This window comes from Pseudomonas sp. RGB (assembly GCF_007713445.1).
Classification (GTDB): domain Bacteria; phylum Pseudomonadota; class Gammaproteobacteria; order Pseudomonadales; family Pseudomonadaceae; genus Aquipseudomonas.
On record NZ_VMSH01000003.1, the window covers coordinates 410,954 to 426,071 of the forward strand.

At 61.3% G+C, this 15,118-nt stretch carries 12 protein-coding genes and 1 riboswitch; of the genes, 10 read left to right on the forward strand and 2 right to left on the reverse strand.

Going from position 1 to position 15,118, the window contains the following annotated elements:
• Positions 1-59: 59 nt before the first annotated feature.
• Positions 60-1,499, reverse strand: a complete 1,440-nt coding sequence (locus tag FPT15_RS08880) for a TolC family outer membrane protein (RefSeq protein ID WP_145160113.1) — start codon at positions 1,497-1,499, stop codon at positions 60-62.
• Between the two features lie 197 nt (positions 1,500-1,696).
• Positions 1,697-1,802, forward strand: a riboswitch (TPP riboswitch).
• A gap of 146 nt (positions 1,803-1,948) precedes the next feature.
• Between FPT15_RS08880 and thiC the strand changes: the two genes are divergently transcribed.
• Positions 1,949-3,853 (forward strand): phosphomethylpyrimidine synthase ThiC, encoded by a 1,905-nt coding sequence (gene thiC, locus FPT15_RS08885; protein WP_145160115.1) that lies wholly within the window; start codon positions 1,949-1,951, stop codon positions 3,851-3,853.
• A gap of 399 nt (positions 3,854-4,252) precedes the next feature.
• On the forward strand, positions 4,253-5,542 hold the full coding sequence (gene cytX / locus FPT15_RS08890) for a putative hydroxymethylpyrimidine transporter CytX (RefSeq protein ID WP_145160117.1): 1,290 nt from the start codon (positions 4,253-4,255) through the stop codon (positions 5,540-5,542).
• On the opposite strand, the gene FPT15_RS08895 is transcribed toward cytX, so the two are convergent.
• Complete coding sequence (locus FPT15_RS08895; protein WP_106577603.1) at positions 5,511-6,257, reverse strand: RsiV family protein; 747 nt, start codon at positions 6,255-6,257, stop codon at positions 5,511-5,513. The two genes, cytX and FPT15_RS08895, sit on opposite strands and share 32 nt — an antisense overlap.
• A 195-nt stretch (positions 6,258-6,452) precedes the next feature.
• On the opposite strand from FPT15_RS08895, the gene FPT15_RS08900 reads away from it, so the two are divergent.
• From FPT15_RS08900 to parC, 8 genes are all read left to right on the forward strand, one after another.
• Positions 6,453-7,070 carry an NUDIX domain-containing protein gene (locus tag FPT15_RS08900; protein ID WP_145160119.1) on the forward strand — a complete coding sequence of 206 codons (618 nt, stop codon included), beginning with the start codon at positions 6,453-6,455 and terminating at the stop codon, positions 7,068-7,070.
• Positions 7,061-7,510 carry a DUF1249 domain-containing protein gene (locus FPT15_RS08905; RefSeq protein ID WP_003209507.1) on the forward strand — a complete coding sequence of 150 codons (450 nt, stop codon included), beginning with the start codon at positions 7,061-7,063 and terminating at the stop codon, positions 7,508-7,510. The genes FPT15_RS08900 and FPT15_RS08905 overlap by 10 nt, the downstream gene beginning before the upstream one ends.
• A gap of 85 nt (positions 7,511-7,595) precedes the next feature.
• Positions 7,596-8,411, forward strand: coding sequence for a 3',5'-cyclic-AMP phosphodiesterase (gene cpdA / locus FPT15_RS08910; protein ID WP_145160121.1), 816 nt, complete (start codon positions 7,596-7,598; stop codon positions 8,409-8,411).
• Positions 8,412-8,615: 204 nt separating this feature from the next.
• Positions 8,616-9,224, forward strand: a complete 609-nt coding sequence (locus tag FPT15_RS08915) for a YqiA/YcfP family alpha/beta fold hydrolase (RefSeq protein ID WP_145160123.1) — start codon at positions 8,616-8,618, stop codon at positions 9,222-9,224.
• 44 nt (positions 9,225-9,268) lie between these two features.
• Entirely contained in the window at positions 9,269-11,173 is a 1,905-nt protein-coding gene (gene parE / locus FPT15_RS08920) for a DNA topoisomerase IV subunit B (protein WP_145160125.1), read from the forward strand.
• Positions 11,173-12,168: an esterase-like activity of phytase family protein gene (locus FPT15_RS08925; protein ID WP_145160127.1), complete on the forward strand. Its 996-nt coding sequence runs from the start codon at positions 11,173-11,175 to the stop codon at positions 12,166-12,168. Before parE ends, FPT15_RS08925 begins: the two co-directional genes overlap by 1 nt.
• Positions 12,165-12,686, forward strand: coding sequence for a TIGR02281 family clan AA aspartic protease (locus FPT15_RS08930; RefSeq protein ID WP_145160129.1), 522 nt, complete (start codon positions 12,165-12,167; stop codon positions 12,684-12,686). Before FPT15_RS08925 ends, FPT15_RS08930 begins: the two co-directional genes overlap by 4 nt.
• 10 nt (positions 12,687-12,696) lie before the next feature.
• The gene (gene parC / locus FPT15_RS08935) at positions 12,697-14,961 is read left to right on the forward strand and encodes a DNA topoisomerase IV subunit A (RefSeq protein ID WP_145160131.1); all 2,265 of its coding nucleotides are present in this window, start codon (positions 12,697-12,699) and stop codon (positions 14,959-14,961) included.
• Positions 14,962-15,118 lie beyond the last annotated feature (157 nt).

Consider the following 15,118-nt stretch of genomic DNA (forward strand, 5'->3'; position numbering starts at 1 on the left):
ATACACCGCGGTGTCTGCATCGCAGGCAAGCCAACTCCCACATTGGTTTTGTGCTGGGCTTAGTAGCCGGGGCGAGCCTTGAGCTGTTCGGCGGCGGCCTTGGCCAGGTCCGGCGGCAGGAAGTCCTTGTCCGGGTTGTAGTCAGCCTTGAGGTAGCGCGTCAGGTCCTGCAAATCGCCCGGGCTCAGCGTGCCCGCCGCCTGCTTCAAGCGCAGGTTGTCGAGGATGTAGTCGTAGCGGCTGTTGTTGTAGTTGCGCACGGACGAGTAGAGCTGGCGCTGTGCGTCCAGCACGTCGACGATGTTGCGCGTGCCCACCTGATACCCGATTTCCGTGGCTTCCACCGCGCTCTGGTTGGAGATGATCGACTGGCGGCGTGCTTGCACCTGTTCCACGTCGGTGTTCACCGCACGGTGCAGGTTGCGGGTGTTTTCCACCACTTGGCGGCGCAGGCCTTCGCGTTGTTGTTCGCTCTGGTCGAGGCGTGAATAGGATTCGCGCACTTGCGAGCTGGTGAGGCCGCCGCTGTAGATCGGGATGTTCAGGCGCAGGCCGATGGTGCGTTGCGACACATCACCGCCGTAAGGGATGGGCAGTTGATTCGGATTGCTGAAACCCAGCGCGTCGTTGTCACCCTTTTCGTATTGCGCCACGGCATCGAGGGTCGGCAAGTGGCCGGCCTTGCGCTGGCGCAGGGTTTCTTCGGCGGCCGTGACCGCGTAGTTGCTGGCCAGCAGGTTGAGGTTCTGGCGGCCGGCCGTCTCGACCCAGGCCTTGGCATCATTCGGCGCCGGTGGCAGCACTGGCAGCGTGTGCACGATGCCCTGGATGGCGTTGTACTCGCGGTTGGTCAGGGTGATCAGCGCTTCGAAGGCGTCATCCACCTGGCGCTGGGCGACGATGCGGTTGGCGCGGGCGGTGTCGTAGCTGGCCTGGGATTGCAGCACGTCGGTCTTGTCCGACAGGCCCACGTCAAAGCGTTCGTTGGACTGATCGAGCTGGCGCTTGAAGGCGTTTTCTTCGGCCTTGGTCGAGGCCAGGTTGTCCTGAGCGCGCAGCACCGCGAAGTAGCTCTCGGCGCTTTGCAGGATCAGGTTCTGTTCGGTGGCCGAGAGCTGCAGCGAGGCCTGCTCGTTGACGGCTTCGGCGGCTTGCAGCTGGAACCAGCGGTCGGCACGGAACAGCGGCTGACTCAAGGTTGCGCGCCAGGAGTGCGCATCACGGTTGGCGGTGGCCGCCGGCTGGTCGATCTGGGTGCGCACGTTATTGCTGTCGGCGCCGGCCGACAGGTTCGGCAGCAAGCCGGCACGGGCCTGGGGCACCACTTCTTTCTGCGCGCCGTATTGGGCGCGGGCGGCGGCCAGGTCGGCGTTGTTGTTCACCGCTTCCTGGTAGACGCTGACCAAATCGGTTTTGGCGGACAAGGGCGCTTCAGCTGCCCAGACCATTCCATTGGTCGCACAAGACACGGCAAGAGCCAGTGAGAGTTTGCGCAGCATGAGGCGATCCCTAGTGTGAATATTACGGCGATAATTTAGCGCCCAAGGCTAAGGCTGGCCATTTCTGGCGTCAAGCCATTGTGGCGGCAACCGAGTGTAGTGTTGCTGACCCGGCGCAACAATCCCGCAATCACGCCATTCATCACGCTGAATGCACCGCCATTGGCAATTTGCCCACGCCATGGTCTAGACTGGCCGCGTTCTTGTCGGGGTGCCTTGTTGGAAGGCTGAGATCGGTAAATACCGGATCCCGTTGAACCTGATCAGGTTAGCGCCTGCGTAGGGAACAAGATTTCTCGTCACCCGGCGAGTCCTCTTGTGCTTCGTCCGGGATGTTGTTCGACAATCGAACAGCCCTCGTGCCTTGCACAGCACTGGTTTCAGTGCGTCCATCCGTCACAGGTTCGCTCCGACAAAAATCCACCGCCTGGATAGTTGGAGAGCCCGTGATGAGCACAGAAATAAAAAGTACAAAACTGAAAACCACCGTGCACTTGAGTGAATCGGCCAAGGTCGACTCCGGCTCCGTGCAGCCGTTTACCCGCTCGCAAAAAATCTACGTGCAAGGCACTCGTCCGGACATTCGTGTGCCGATGCGCGAAGTCAGCCTGGACGTGACCCCCACCGACTTCGGCGGCGAAATCAACGCGCCCGTGGTGGTCTACGACACCTCCGGCCCGTACACCGACCCGAATGTGATCATCGACGTGCGCAAAGGCCTGGGCGATGTGCGCTCGCCGTGGATCGAATCCCGGGGCGACACCGAGCGCCTATCGGGCTTGAGCTCGCACTTCGGCCAACAGCGCCTGAGCGACGCCGAACTCACCGCGCTGCGTTTTGCCCACGTGAAAAACCCGCGCCGCGCCAAGGCCGGCGCCAACGTCACGCAGATGCACTACGCGCGCAAAGGCATCATCACCGCCGAGATGGAATACGTCGCCATCCGCGAAAACATGAAGCTCGAAGAAGCCCGCGCCAGCGGCCTGCTCGAGCAGCAACACGCCGGCCACAGCTTCGGCGCCAGCGTGCCGAAAATCATCACCCCCGAATTTGTGCGCGAAGAAATCGCCCGTGGCCGCGCGATCATCCCGGCCAACATCAACCACACCGAACTGGAACCGATGATCATCGGCCGTAACTTCCTGGTGAAGATCAACGGCAATATCGGCAACAGCGCTTTGGGTTCGTCCATCGAAGAAGAAGTGGCGAAACTGACCTGGGGCATTCGCTGGGGTTCGGACACCGTCATGGACTTGTCCACCGGCAAACACATTCACGAAACCCGCGAGTGGATCATCCGCAACTCGCCGGTGCCGATCGGTACCGTGCCGATCTACCAGGCCCTGGAAAAAGTCGGCGGCGCCGCTGAAGACCTGACCTGGGAGCTGTTCCGCGACACCCTGATCGAACAGGCCGAGCAGGGCGTCGATTACTTCACCATCCACGCCGGCGTGCTGCTGCGCTACGTGCCGCTGACCGCCAAGCGCGTCACCGGGATCGTCTCGCGTGGTGGTTCGATCATGGCCAAGTGGTGCCTGGCGCACCACAAAGAGAACTTCACCTACACGCATTTCGACGAAATCTGCGAAATCATGAAGGCCTATGACGTCAGCTTCTCCCTTGGCGACGGCCTGCGTCCGGGCTCGATTGCCGACGCCAACGACGCCGCGCAATTCGGTGAGCTGGAAACATTGGGCGAACTGACCAAGATCGCCTGGAAGCACGACGTGCAAACCATGATCGAAGGCCCCGGCCACGTGCCGATGCAGTTGATCAAAGAGAACATGGACAAGCAGCTCGAATGCTGCGACGAGGCGCCGTTCTACACCCTCGGCCCGCTGACCACCGACATCGCGCCGGGCTACGACCACATCACCTCGGGCATCGGCGCGGCGATGATCGGCTGGTTCGGTTGCGCGATGCTTTGCTACGTCACGCCCAAAGAACACTTGGGCCTGCCGAACAAGGATGACGTGAAGACCGGGATCATCACTTACAAGATCGCGGCGCACGCTGCGGATTTGGCCAAGGGACATCCGGGAGCGCAGATCCGCGATAACGCCTTGAGCAAGGCGCGGTTCGAGTTTCGCTGGGAAGACCAGTTCAACCTTGGGCTGGACCCGGACACCGCGCGCTCGTATCACGACGAAACCTTGCCGAAAGACTCGGCCAAGGTCGCGCACTTCTGCTCGATGTGCGGGCCGAAATTCTGCTCGATGAAGATCACCCAGGAAGTGCGTGAGTACGCGGCCAACCAGCGCATTGAAGCGGTGGATGTGGACGTGGCCAAGGGCTTGGCCGAGCAGGCGCAGCGGTTCAAGCAGGAAGGTAGTCAGCTTTATAAGAAGGTCTGATCCATAGGCGGCGGTGCCTGCACTGCCGTCATCGCGGGCAAGCCCGACTCCCACATTTGATCGAGTTCCACCTTTGGAATGCGGTCGAATGTGGAAGGTAGTCAGCTGTATAAAAAGTTCTGATCCGGGATTGCGGGCGCCTGTAAGGGCCTCTTCGCGGGCAAGCCCGCTCCCACATTTGATCGAGTTCCACCTTTGGAATGCGGTTGAATGTGGAAGGCAGTCAGCTGTGCAAAAAGTTCTGATCCGGGATTGCGGGCGCCTGTAGGGGCCTCTTCGCGAGCAAGCCCGACTCCCACATTGATCGAGTTCCACCTTTGGAATGCGGTCGGATGTGGGAGCGGGCTTGCCCGCGATAGCGATCTAGCAAACAACACATGCCCCTCAGAGATAACACCCTTGAGCATTCAACCGAGTACCTACTCCCCCGATATAGCGGTGCCGAGCGACAAACGCGTCTTCGGCGCCCGCGATCTCTTTTCCCTGTGGTTTTCCCTCGGCATCGGCCTGATGGTCCTGCAAACCGGCGCCTTGCTCGCACCGGGCTTGGGCTTGTACGGTTCGCTGCTGGCGATATTTCTCGGCACGCTGGTGGGCGTGCTGTTGCTGGCCGCCGTTGGCGTGATCGGCAGCGACACGGGCCTGTCGGCCATGGCCGCGCTCAAACTCAGCCTCGGCGCCCAAGGCGCCAGCCTGCCGGCATTGCTGAACCTGCTGCAGCTGATCGGCTGGGGCTCGTTCGAAATCATCGTGATGCGCGACGCCGCCAGTTTGCTGGGCACCCGAGCGTTCAGCGAGGGTAGCCTGCTGGCGAGTCCTTTGCTGTGGACGCTATTTTTCGGCGGTTTGGCGACGTTACTGGCCGTCAGTGGCCCGCTGACTTTTGTGCGCCAGATCCTGCGCAAGTGGGGCATCTGGCTGCTGCTGGCCGCCTGCATGTGGCTGACCTGGAACCTGTTCGCCAAGGCCGACCTCGCCGCGTTGTGGGCAAAATCCGGTGACGGCTCGATGCCGTTTGCGGTGGGTTTTGATATCGCCATCGCCATGCCGTTGTCGTGGCTGCCGTTGATTGCCGATTACTCTCGCTTCGGCAAACGCGCAAAAAATGTATTCGGCGGGACGGCGCTGGGCTTTTTTATCGGCAACTTCTGGCTGATGAGCCTCGGCGTGGCCTACACCCTGGCGTTCGCGCCAAGCGGTGAAGTGAACGCGCTGTTACTGGCGCTGGCCGGTGCGGGCCTGGGCATTCCGCTGTTGCTGATCCTGTTGGACGAGTCGGAAAACGCCTTTGCCGATATTCACTCGGCGGCAGTCTCCAGCGGGATTTTGCTGCGTTGGAAGGTCGAACACCTGGCGTTGGCCATCGGCGTTATCTGCACACTGATCGCCTGCTTCGCGCCGTTGGCGCAGTACCAGAACTTCCTGTTGCTGATCGGCTCGGTGTTCGCGCCGCTGTTCGGCGTGGTGCTGGTGGATCATTTCATCCTGCGCCGTCGTGGCCAGGGCGCGGTCGCCACTTTGCATTGGCCGGCGCTGGTGGCCTGGCTGGGTGGCATCGCCACGTATCACCTGCTCGCCAACCTGTATCCGGATGTTGGTGCAACCCTGCCGGCATTGCTGCTGGCAGGGCTGTTGCAATTGATCCTGGGGCGGGCCTTCAGTGGCGCGCGGGCATCAGCTCAGGCTTGAGCACGCCGGTGAGGCGCGCATAGGGGATGGTCATTTCGATCAGCCCCAATGCGTACGGGCCAATGGTGGCCACGTTGTACTTAAGTACCACGCCGTCGCTGGTCAAGGCCACGTTCGGGGTTTTCTGGAACGGCCAGTTCTTCACGAACTCCGGGTCGCGGTCCATCTGCGAATTGATCAGCCAGCTGTTGTGGGCGACTTTCGCGGTGTTCCAGAACGCCTGCTCCTGACCCGGCAGCAGCATGTCGGTCAGGCTCAGCTCTTTGTGCTGCAGGCGTGAATAGTTGATGAAACCGCGGCCGGGTTCACCGTGGGCGGCTCCGGTGTCCAGGTAGCTGGACACTTCAATGATCACCAGTCCGTCATGCTGGTCACGTACCTTGGCCTGCAAGTACATGCTGTTGCGGTCTGGCGATTCGCGCAGGAACTTGTCCCGGTAGGCATTCAGCGTCGGCGGCACGCTGGCGCCGGGCGTGGTGCGGGTCATTTGCAGCAGGCGTTGCTCCACAATCGTGTCGAGCTGCGGCTCGCTGGGGAAGTGCACGGTATCAATGTTCACCAGCGGGCAGTCAGGGCTGCCGCAGCCGGGTTTGATCTGTTCGGAGGCGTCCGATTTGGTGTCCAGCGGCTTCAGGTAGCTGGGCTGGAACAGGCTCTGGCAGGCACCCAGGGTCAAGGCAATACAAGCCACGGAGGCGATTTTTAAAAGCGACATGTGCGTCCTTCGGAAATCGATGGAAAGCGAAAAAGAGTAGCGCTTCGACTGCGAACAGAGCCGTCAGTTCGCCACTAAGCTGATTAGAGTGAGTTTGACCTCCGCCGTCTATCCCGGCAACTGGAAAGGGGCTGCATCAAGTGGCAAGGGCGCGTTAGGATGGCGCGAATTGCACCCGCGTAAACGAGGAAGAATATGACGGACATTGCCAAGTCGACGCCGAACAAAATCGAGATTGTTCAGCGCGACAATGCCTACAAGGGCTTCTACAAGCTTGATCGCGTGCAACTGCGCCACGAGAAATTCGACGGCGGCATGAGCCGGGTGATCAACCGTGAAGTCTTTGTTCGGCATGACGCGGTGTGCGTGTTGCCTTACGACCCGCAGCGCGATGAAGTGGTGCTGATCGAGCAATTCCGCGTGGGCGCCATGGGCCGTACCGACAACCCGTGGCTGATAGAAATGGTTGCCGGCCTGATCGACAAGGATGAAGAACCTGAGGAGGTTGCACACCGCGAAGCCGAGGAGGAAGCTGGGCTGACATTCTCCGCGCTGTGGCCGATTACTAAATATTTCCCATCGCCCGGTGGCAGTACCGAATTTGTCCACTTGTACCTGGGCCGTTGCGACAGCACCGGGGCCGGTGGCGTCCATGGACTGGAAGAAGAGGCAGAAGATATCCGCGTCACCACCTGGGCTTTCGAAGATGCCCTGCAAGCGGTGCGTGATGGCAAAATTTCCAACGCAGCCAGCATTATCGCCCTGCAATGGCTTGCGCTTAATCGCGCGGAAGTGAGGGGGTTATGGCAGTAAAGGCACGGGAACGATATCGCGTTGACCTGATCGGGTTGCAAGCCGCCTGCGAGGCCAACTATGCGCGGCTGATGCGCTTGCTCCCCGACATGCGCCACACCCCGGAGGCGCGGCGCATTGCCGTGACCCACGGCGACCAGATGCTTGGCGTGCTGACCCTTGAAGTCATCGTCAACTGCCCGTACACCACCACCCTGCGCGTGCGTCAGGAGCACAGCCTGCCGTGGCTGCCGGTGCCGCAGTTGGAGGTGCAGGTCTACCACGATGCGCGCATGGCCGAAGTGATCAGCGCCGAACATGCGCGGCGCTTTCGCAGCATCTATCCTTACCCGAACGTGTTCATGCACCAACCCGATGAGAAAGCACAGCTCAATGTGTTCCTCGGTGAATGGCTGAGCCACTGCCTGGCCCTGGGCCATGAGTTTGAAGTCGTGCGGTAGATGTGAACTGCGTCTTTCCTCTTTGCGTCCTGCCCTAGCATAATCGCCCACCTGTCCTTTTCTGTGATTGCCTTGGGAGAGCGCCTTGCCGAGCGTATCCACCGTGAACCCTGATGCGCCAGCGCTGCTGGTGCAGCTGTCCGACAGCCACCTGTATGCCGAGGCCGATGGCACGCTGCTGGGCATGAACACCCGCGAAAGCCTGCAGCGAGTGATCGGGTTGGTGCGCTCGCAACAGCCGCAAATCGATTTGCTGCTGGCCACCGGCGACCTGTCCCAGGACGGCACGCTTGAGTCCTATCAACAGTTTCGCGACCTGACCCGACAGATCGACGCGCCGGCGCGCTGGATTCCCGGCAATCACGACGAGCCGCAGATCATGGCCCTCGCCGCCGAACACAGTGATTTGCTGGAACCGGTCGTCGACATCGGCAACTGGCGCGTCACCTTGCTGGATTCGGCTGTTCCGGGCTCGGTGCCCGGTTACTTGCAGGATCAGCAACTGCAATTGCTTGCCCAGGCCTTGAGCGAGGCGCCTGCCCGTCATCATCTGGTGTGCTTTCACCATCATCCCGTGCCCATCGGCTGTGCGTGGATGGAGCCCATCGGCCTGCGCAACCCGGAGGCTTTGTTTGCGGTGCTCGAGCGCTTTCCGCAGGTCAAGGCGCTGCTCTGGGGTCATGTGCATCAGGAGATCGACCGCGATCGCAACGGCGTGCGCTTGCTGGCGTCGCCGTCCACCTGCATTCAGTTCGCGCCGGGCAGCGAAGACTTCAAGGTCAGCGAGCAAGCGCCGGGTTACCGCTGGCTGCGCCTGCACGCCGACGGGCGGTTGGAGACCGGCGTAGAGCGGGTCGAAGGCTTCGCGTTTACCATCGATTACGGCAGCAACGGCTATTAACGGCTGCGAACACTGAGCAAAATGTGGGAGCTGGCTTGCCTGCGATTGCGTTATACCGGTTAATAAATGTGTGACTGATACACCGCCATCGCAGGCAAGCCAGCTCCCACAGTGGATCTTCTGAGTCCTTTAGATAGAGGGCCTCACACACCACCCCGATCCCTGTAAACTGCGCCTCTTTGGCTGACGCACGGAGAGCCCGGCATGTCTGCTTCGATCTTGTATATCCACGGTTTCAACAGTGCGCCAGCCTCCAACAAGGCCAGCCAGTTGATCGCCGTGATGGACAGCCTTGGCCTGGCCGACCAATTGCGCGTGCCGGCCCTGCATCACCACCCGCGCAAGGCAATTGCTCAATTGGAAGACGCGATTGCGCAGCTGGGGCGGCCGCTGCTGGTAGGCAGCTCACTCGGCGGCTACTATGCAACCCATCTTGCCGAACGCCATGGCCTCAAGGCGCTGCTGGTCAACCCGGCGGTCAGCCCGCATCGGATGTTTGACGGTTACCTGGGGACCCAGAAGAACCTCTATACCGATGAAACCTGGGAGCTGACCCACGACCACGTTGCGGCCCTGGCCGAACTGGAAGTGCCAGCCCCGCAGGACGCCGCGCGCTATCAGGTGTGGTTGCAGACCGGGGATGAAACCCTGGATTATCGCCTCGCCCAACAGTATTACCGGGCCTGTGCCTTGCGCATCCAGGCCGGTGGCGACCATGGCTACCAAGGGTTCGCCCGGCAACTGCCGGCGATGTTGAGCTTTGCCGGCATTGGTGCAGATCAGTATCAATCCTTCGACTTTGCAGCCCTGTAAAGCCGCAGGTTACTTTTTAATCGAACGACTCACGACGAGACCCCATGGCCACTCCCAGCGCTAGCTCTTATAACGCCGACGCCATCGAAGTCCTCTCGGGCCTCGACCCGGTGCGTAAACGCCCAGGCATGTACACCGACACCAGCCGGCCGAACCACCTTGCCCAGGAAGTCATCGACAACAGCGTCGACGAAGCCTTGGCCGGGCATGCCAAGTCGGTACAAGTCATCTTGCACGCCGACCATTCCCTGGAAGTGTCCGACGATGGTCGCGGCATGCCGGTGGACATCCACCCCGAAGAGGGTGTGTCGGGCGTCGAGCTGATCCTCACCAAGCTGCACGCCGGCGGCAAGTTCTCCAACAAGAACTACCAGTTTTCCGGTGGCTTGCACGGTGTGGGTATTTCCGTGGTCAACGCCCTGTCCACGCAGGTCAGGGTCAAGGTCAAGCGCGACGGTAACGAGTACCAGATGACCTTCGCCGATGGCTACAAAGCCACCGACCTGGAAGTGATCGGCAGCGTTGGCAAGCGCAACACCGGCACCAGCGTGTACTTCGCGCCGGACCCGAAATACTTCGATTCACCCAAATTCTCCATCAGCCGCCTCAAGCATGTGCTCAAGGCCAAGGCCGTTCTGTGCCCGGGCCTGTTGGTCAGCTTTGAAGACAAAGGCACCGGCGAGAAGGTCGAGTGGCATTACGAAGACGGCCTGCGTTCCTACCTCGAAGACTCTGTCAGCGACTTCGAACGCCTGCCCAACGAGCCGTTCTGCGGCAGCCTGGCCGGTCATAAAGAAGCCGTCGACTGGGCGCTGCTGTGGTTGCCAGAAGGCGGCGACAGCGTGCAGGAAAGCTACGTCAACCTGATCCCCACGGCCCAGGGCGGCACCCACGTCAACGGTTTGCGCCAGGGTTTGCTGGACGCCATGCGTGAATTCTGCGAATACCGCAGCCTGTTGCCACGCGGCGTGAAGCTGGCGCCGGAAGACGTGTGGGAGCGCATCGCGTTCGTGCTGTCGATGAAAATGCAGGAGCCGCAATTCTCCGGTCAGACCAAAGAACGCCTGTCGTCGCGTGAAGCGGCGGCGTTTGTCTCCGGCGTGGTCAAAGATGCGTTCAGCCTGTGGCTCAACGAGCACCCGGAGCTGGGCCTGGCCCTGGCCGAGTTGGCGATCAATAACGCCGGCCGCCGTTTGAAGGCCAGCAAAAAGGTCGAGCGCAAGCGCATCACCCAAGGCCCGGCGTTGCCGGGCAAGCTGGCCGATTGCGCCGGGCAGGACCCGATGCGTTCCGAGCTGTTTCTGGTCGAAGGTGACTCCGCCGGCGGCTCTGCCAAGCAAGCGCGGGACAAGGAATTCCAAGCGATCCTGCCGTTGCGCGGCAAGATCCTCAACACCTGGGAAGTCGATGGCAGCGAAGTCCTCGCCAGCCAAGAGGTGCACAACATCGCCGTGGCCATCGGCGTCGACCCAGGCGCGGCGGACATGAGCCAGCTGCGCTACGGCAAGATCTGCATCCTCGCCGACGCCGACTCCGACGGTTTGCACATCGCCACGTTGCTGTGCGCGCTGTTCGTCCAGCACTTCCGCCCATTGGTGGATGCCGGTCACGTCTACGTCGCCATGCCGCCGCTGTACCGTATCGATTTGGGCAAAGAGATTTTCTACGCGCTGGACGAAGCCGAGCGCGATGGCATCCTCGACCGCCTGGTCGCCGAGAAAAAACGCGGCAAGCCACAGGTCACGCGATTCAAAGGCCTGGGTGAGATGAACCCGCCGCAGCTGCGCGAAACCACCATGGACCCGAACACGCGGCGCCTGGTGCAGTTGACCCTGGAAGACTTCGCCGGCACGTCGGAAATGATGGACATGCTGCTGGCGAAAAAACGTGCGCCGGATCGCAAGGCCTGGCTGGAGTCCAAAGGCAACCTGGCCGAGGTTCTGGGCTGATGCGCACAGGTTTCGCCCTGGCGATCCTGATGTTGAGCGGGTTGGCGGCGGCCCAAGTGGTCGCCGAGCCCGTGGCTGAGCTAAAGCTGATATCCGAGCATCCGGTGGACGGCATGCGCGGCGGTAACCTCTCGGGCCTGGCGGTATGTGGCCAGGCGCTGTGGACGGTGTCCGATCGCGATGACGACCAGATTTACCGACTCGATATCAGTGCGCCGACCTGGCAGGCCGAAACCGTGAAGATTGACGTGCCGCCAGTGCCCGAGTCCGGTTTGCCCTGGGGTTTGCGCTCGCGCACCAAGGCTGCGTCATTCATCCGCGGTGGCGACCTCGATTTTGAAGGCATTACCTGCGATGCCGCCGGCAACCGCTACATTGTCAGCGAAGCCCATGCGGCGGTGCTGCAAGTGCCGATGGCGGGCGCCCCCGAGTGGTTGAAAATCGCCCCTGGCATGGTGCGTGAAGCCCGCGCCAGTGGCATGTTGCTGCACTTCAACGCGTTGTTCGAAGGCCTGGCGGTGAATCCTGCCGGTAATCAGATTTGGCTGGCGGCCGAGCGTGAGCGGCGTGGCTTAATCTCGATCAAGCGCGGGCAGAGCGTATGGGATTGTGACGGTCCCTGTGTGTTGTTGAGCGAGGCTGGCCAGGAAGTGCAGCCGGCGCAGTTCACCAACGCCAAGGCTGTGTCCAAGGACTTTGCCGACCTGGCGCTGTTTGACGGCAAGCTGTTTACCCTGGAGCGCAATGCGTTTCAGATTTGCCGGCGCGATGCGGTCACCGCCAAAGTCGAGCTGTGCTGGTCGTTTGCCGACGAAACCCTGCTGCCGAAACGGCGCTATGCCCAGCCCTACGGCCTGGCCGAAGCCCTGGTGGTGGATGCAGAGGGCGCCTGGCTGGGGATCGACAACAATTTTGGCCCGCGTGCCGATGGTGAAAAACGCCCTGTGGTCTATCGTTTCGCCGCGCCTGCCGGCGGCTGGAGCGCCCAGCCATGAGCGGGCAGCCGCCCGGCAAGCGCGCCGGACGTGTGCTGATGTTTGTGGCATGGGGCGCCGGGCTGTTTTTGGCTACGCGGTTTTTTGGGCAGTGGGAAGCACGTCAGGAAAATCCCAATGCGGTGGTGACCTCTCAGCAACACGAGGGTTACATCGAAGTGAAATTGCTGGGCAACGGCCAAGGGCATTTTGTTGCCAGCGGCCAGATCAATGGTCAGCCGGTGGAGTTTATGCTCGATACCGGCGCGACCGATGTGGCGGTGCCGGCCGAATTGGCCGACCGCCTCGGGCTTAAACGTGGCCTGCCGGTGACCTTGAGCACCGCCAACGGCCGTGTTCAGGGCTACCGCACCCACCTCGACCGCCTGAAACTGGGCGATATCGTCCTGCAGGACGTCCGCGCGATCGTGGCGCCGGGCTTGGACGGGGAACAGGTGCTGCTGGGCATGAGTGCATTGAAACAACTTGAATTTACCCAGCGCAGCGGCACATTGCTGCTGCGCCAGACCACACAATGATGAGGCCCGCATGAGTGACATCCTCGCAGACAGCTTAGACGGCGTAGAACGCCGGTCGCTGGCTGACTTCACCGAAAATGCCTACCTCAACTACTCCATGTACGTGATCATGGACCGTGCCTTGCCGCATATCGGCGACGGCCTGAAGCCGGTACAACGGCGCATCATCTACGCCATGAGTGAGTTGGGGCTGGACGCTGATTCCAAGCACAAGAAGTCGGCGCGTACCGTCGGCGACGTGCTCGGCAAGTTCCACCCGCACGGCGACTCGGCGTGCTACGAAGCCATGGTGCTGATGGCCCAGCCGTTCAGCTACCGCTACACGCTGGTGGACGGTCAGGGTAACTGGGGTGCGCCGGATGATCCTAAGTCCTTCGCGGCCATGCGATACACCGAAGCGCGCCTGTCGCGTTACTCCGAAGTGCTGCTCAGCGAGTTGGGTCAGGGCACCGCCAACTGGGGCCCGAACTTCGACGGCACCCTGGACGAACCCTTGGTGTTGCCGGCACGTTTGCCGAATATCCTGCTCAATGGCACCACCGGCATCGCGGTCGGCATGGCCACCGACGTGCCGCCGCACAACCTGCGTGAAGTCGCCACCGCCTGCGTACGCTTGCTGGATGAACCCAAGGCCACGGTCGAGCAGCTCTGCGAGCATATCCAGGGCCCGGACTACCCGACCGAAGCGGAAATCATCACACCGCGCGCCGACTTGCTGAAGATGTACGAAACCGGCAAGGGTTCGGTGCGCATGCGCGCCGTGTACCACATCGAAGACGGCGACATTATTGTCACCGCGCTGCCGCACCAGGTGTCCGGCGCCAAGGTGCTGGAACAGATCGCCGCGCTGATGCAGGCCAAACCGTCGAAATTGCCGCAAGTCGCTGACCTGCGTGACGAGTCCGACCACGAAAACCCATGCCGCATCGTGATCATCCCGACCAACAGCCGGGTCGACCACGAAGTGCTGATGCAGCACCTGTTTGCCAGTACCGACCTGGAGTCGAGCTACCGGGTCAACGTCAACATCATCGGCCTGGACGGCAAGCCGCAGCTGAAGAACCTGCGCAACTTGCTGGTGGAGTGGCTGGAGTTCCGCATACAAACCGTGCGCCGCCGCCTGCAATTTCGCCTCGACAAGGTCGAGCGTCGCCTGCACCTGTTGGACGGTTTGCTGATTGCTTATCTCAACCTGGACGAAGTGATCCACATCATTCGTACCGCCGAGCACCCGAAAGCCGAACTGATCGCGCGTTTCGAGCTGAGCGAGATCCAGGCCGACTACATCCTCGACACCCGCCTGCGTCAGTTGGCGCGCCTGGAAGAGATGAAGTTGCGCGACGAGCAGGATGCACTGCTCAAGGAACAAGCCAAGCTGCAAGCGCTGTTGGGCAGCGAAGCCAAGCTCAAGAAGCTGGTGCGTAGCGAACTGATCAAAGATGCCGAAACCTATGGTGATGACCGTCGCTCGCCAATCGTCGAGCGCGCAGAAGCGAAAGCTCTGACAGAAACCGAGCTGTTGCCTAACGAGAAAATTACCGTCGTTCTGTCGGAAAAGGGTTGGGTTCGCTCTGCCAAAGGGCATGATATTGACGCTACCGGGCTCTCGTACAAGGCCGGTGATGGCTTCAAGACCGCGGCTGCCGGGCGTTCCAACCAATTTGCAGTGTTCATCGATTCCACCGGGCGCAGTTACTCGGTGCCGGCGCACACGTTGCCTTCAGCGCGTGGCCAGGGCGAGCCGCTGACCGGGCGACTCGCACCGCCACCGGGGGCGAGTTTCGAATGCGTGCTGCTGCCGGACGATGATTCGCTGTATGTGATCGCTTCCGACGCGGGTTACGGTTTTGTGGTCAAGGGTGAAGACCTGCAGGCCAAGAACAAGGCGGGCAAGGCGTTGTTGAGCTTGCCCAACAACGCCAAGGTGATCCTGCCGCGCACAGTGGAAGACCGCGAGAGCAACTGGCTGGCGTCGGTGACCACCGAAGGGCGCCTGCTGGTGTTCAAGATCAGTGACTTGCCGCAGCTGGGTAAAGGCAAAGGCAACAAGATTATTGGGATTCCCGGGGAGCGGGTGGCCAGTCGCGAAGAGTACGTGACCGACATTGCCGTGATCCCGGAAGGCTCTACCCTGGTGCTTCAGGCTGGCAAACGCACGCTGTCGCTGCGTGCTGACGACCTGGAACATTACAAGGGTGAGCGTGGGCGGCGCGGTAACAAACTGCCGCGGGGCTTCCAACGAGTGGATGCTTTGTTGGTCGAAACGCCGGTTTAAGGCGTATTAGAGCCCTCGATCTACGATTTAACGCGTAGATCGGCGCTTTCGCGCTGGAGTCATGGCGCATATTCACGGATGATATGGCCTTTCCAGCGCCGGCGTGGCCGAGCGTATTTAGGTTATTTTTAGTATTACATTGTGGTTCGCCTTGTGG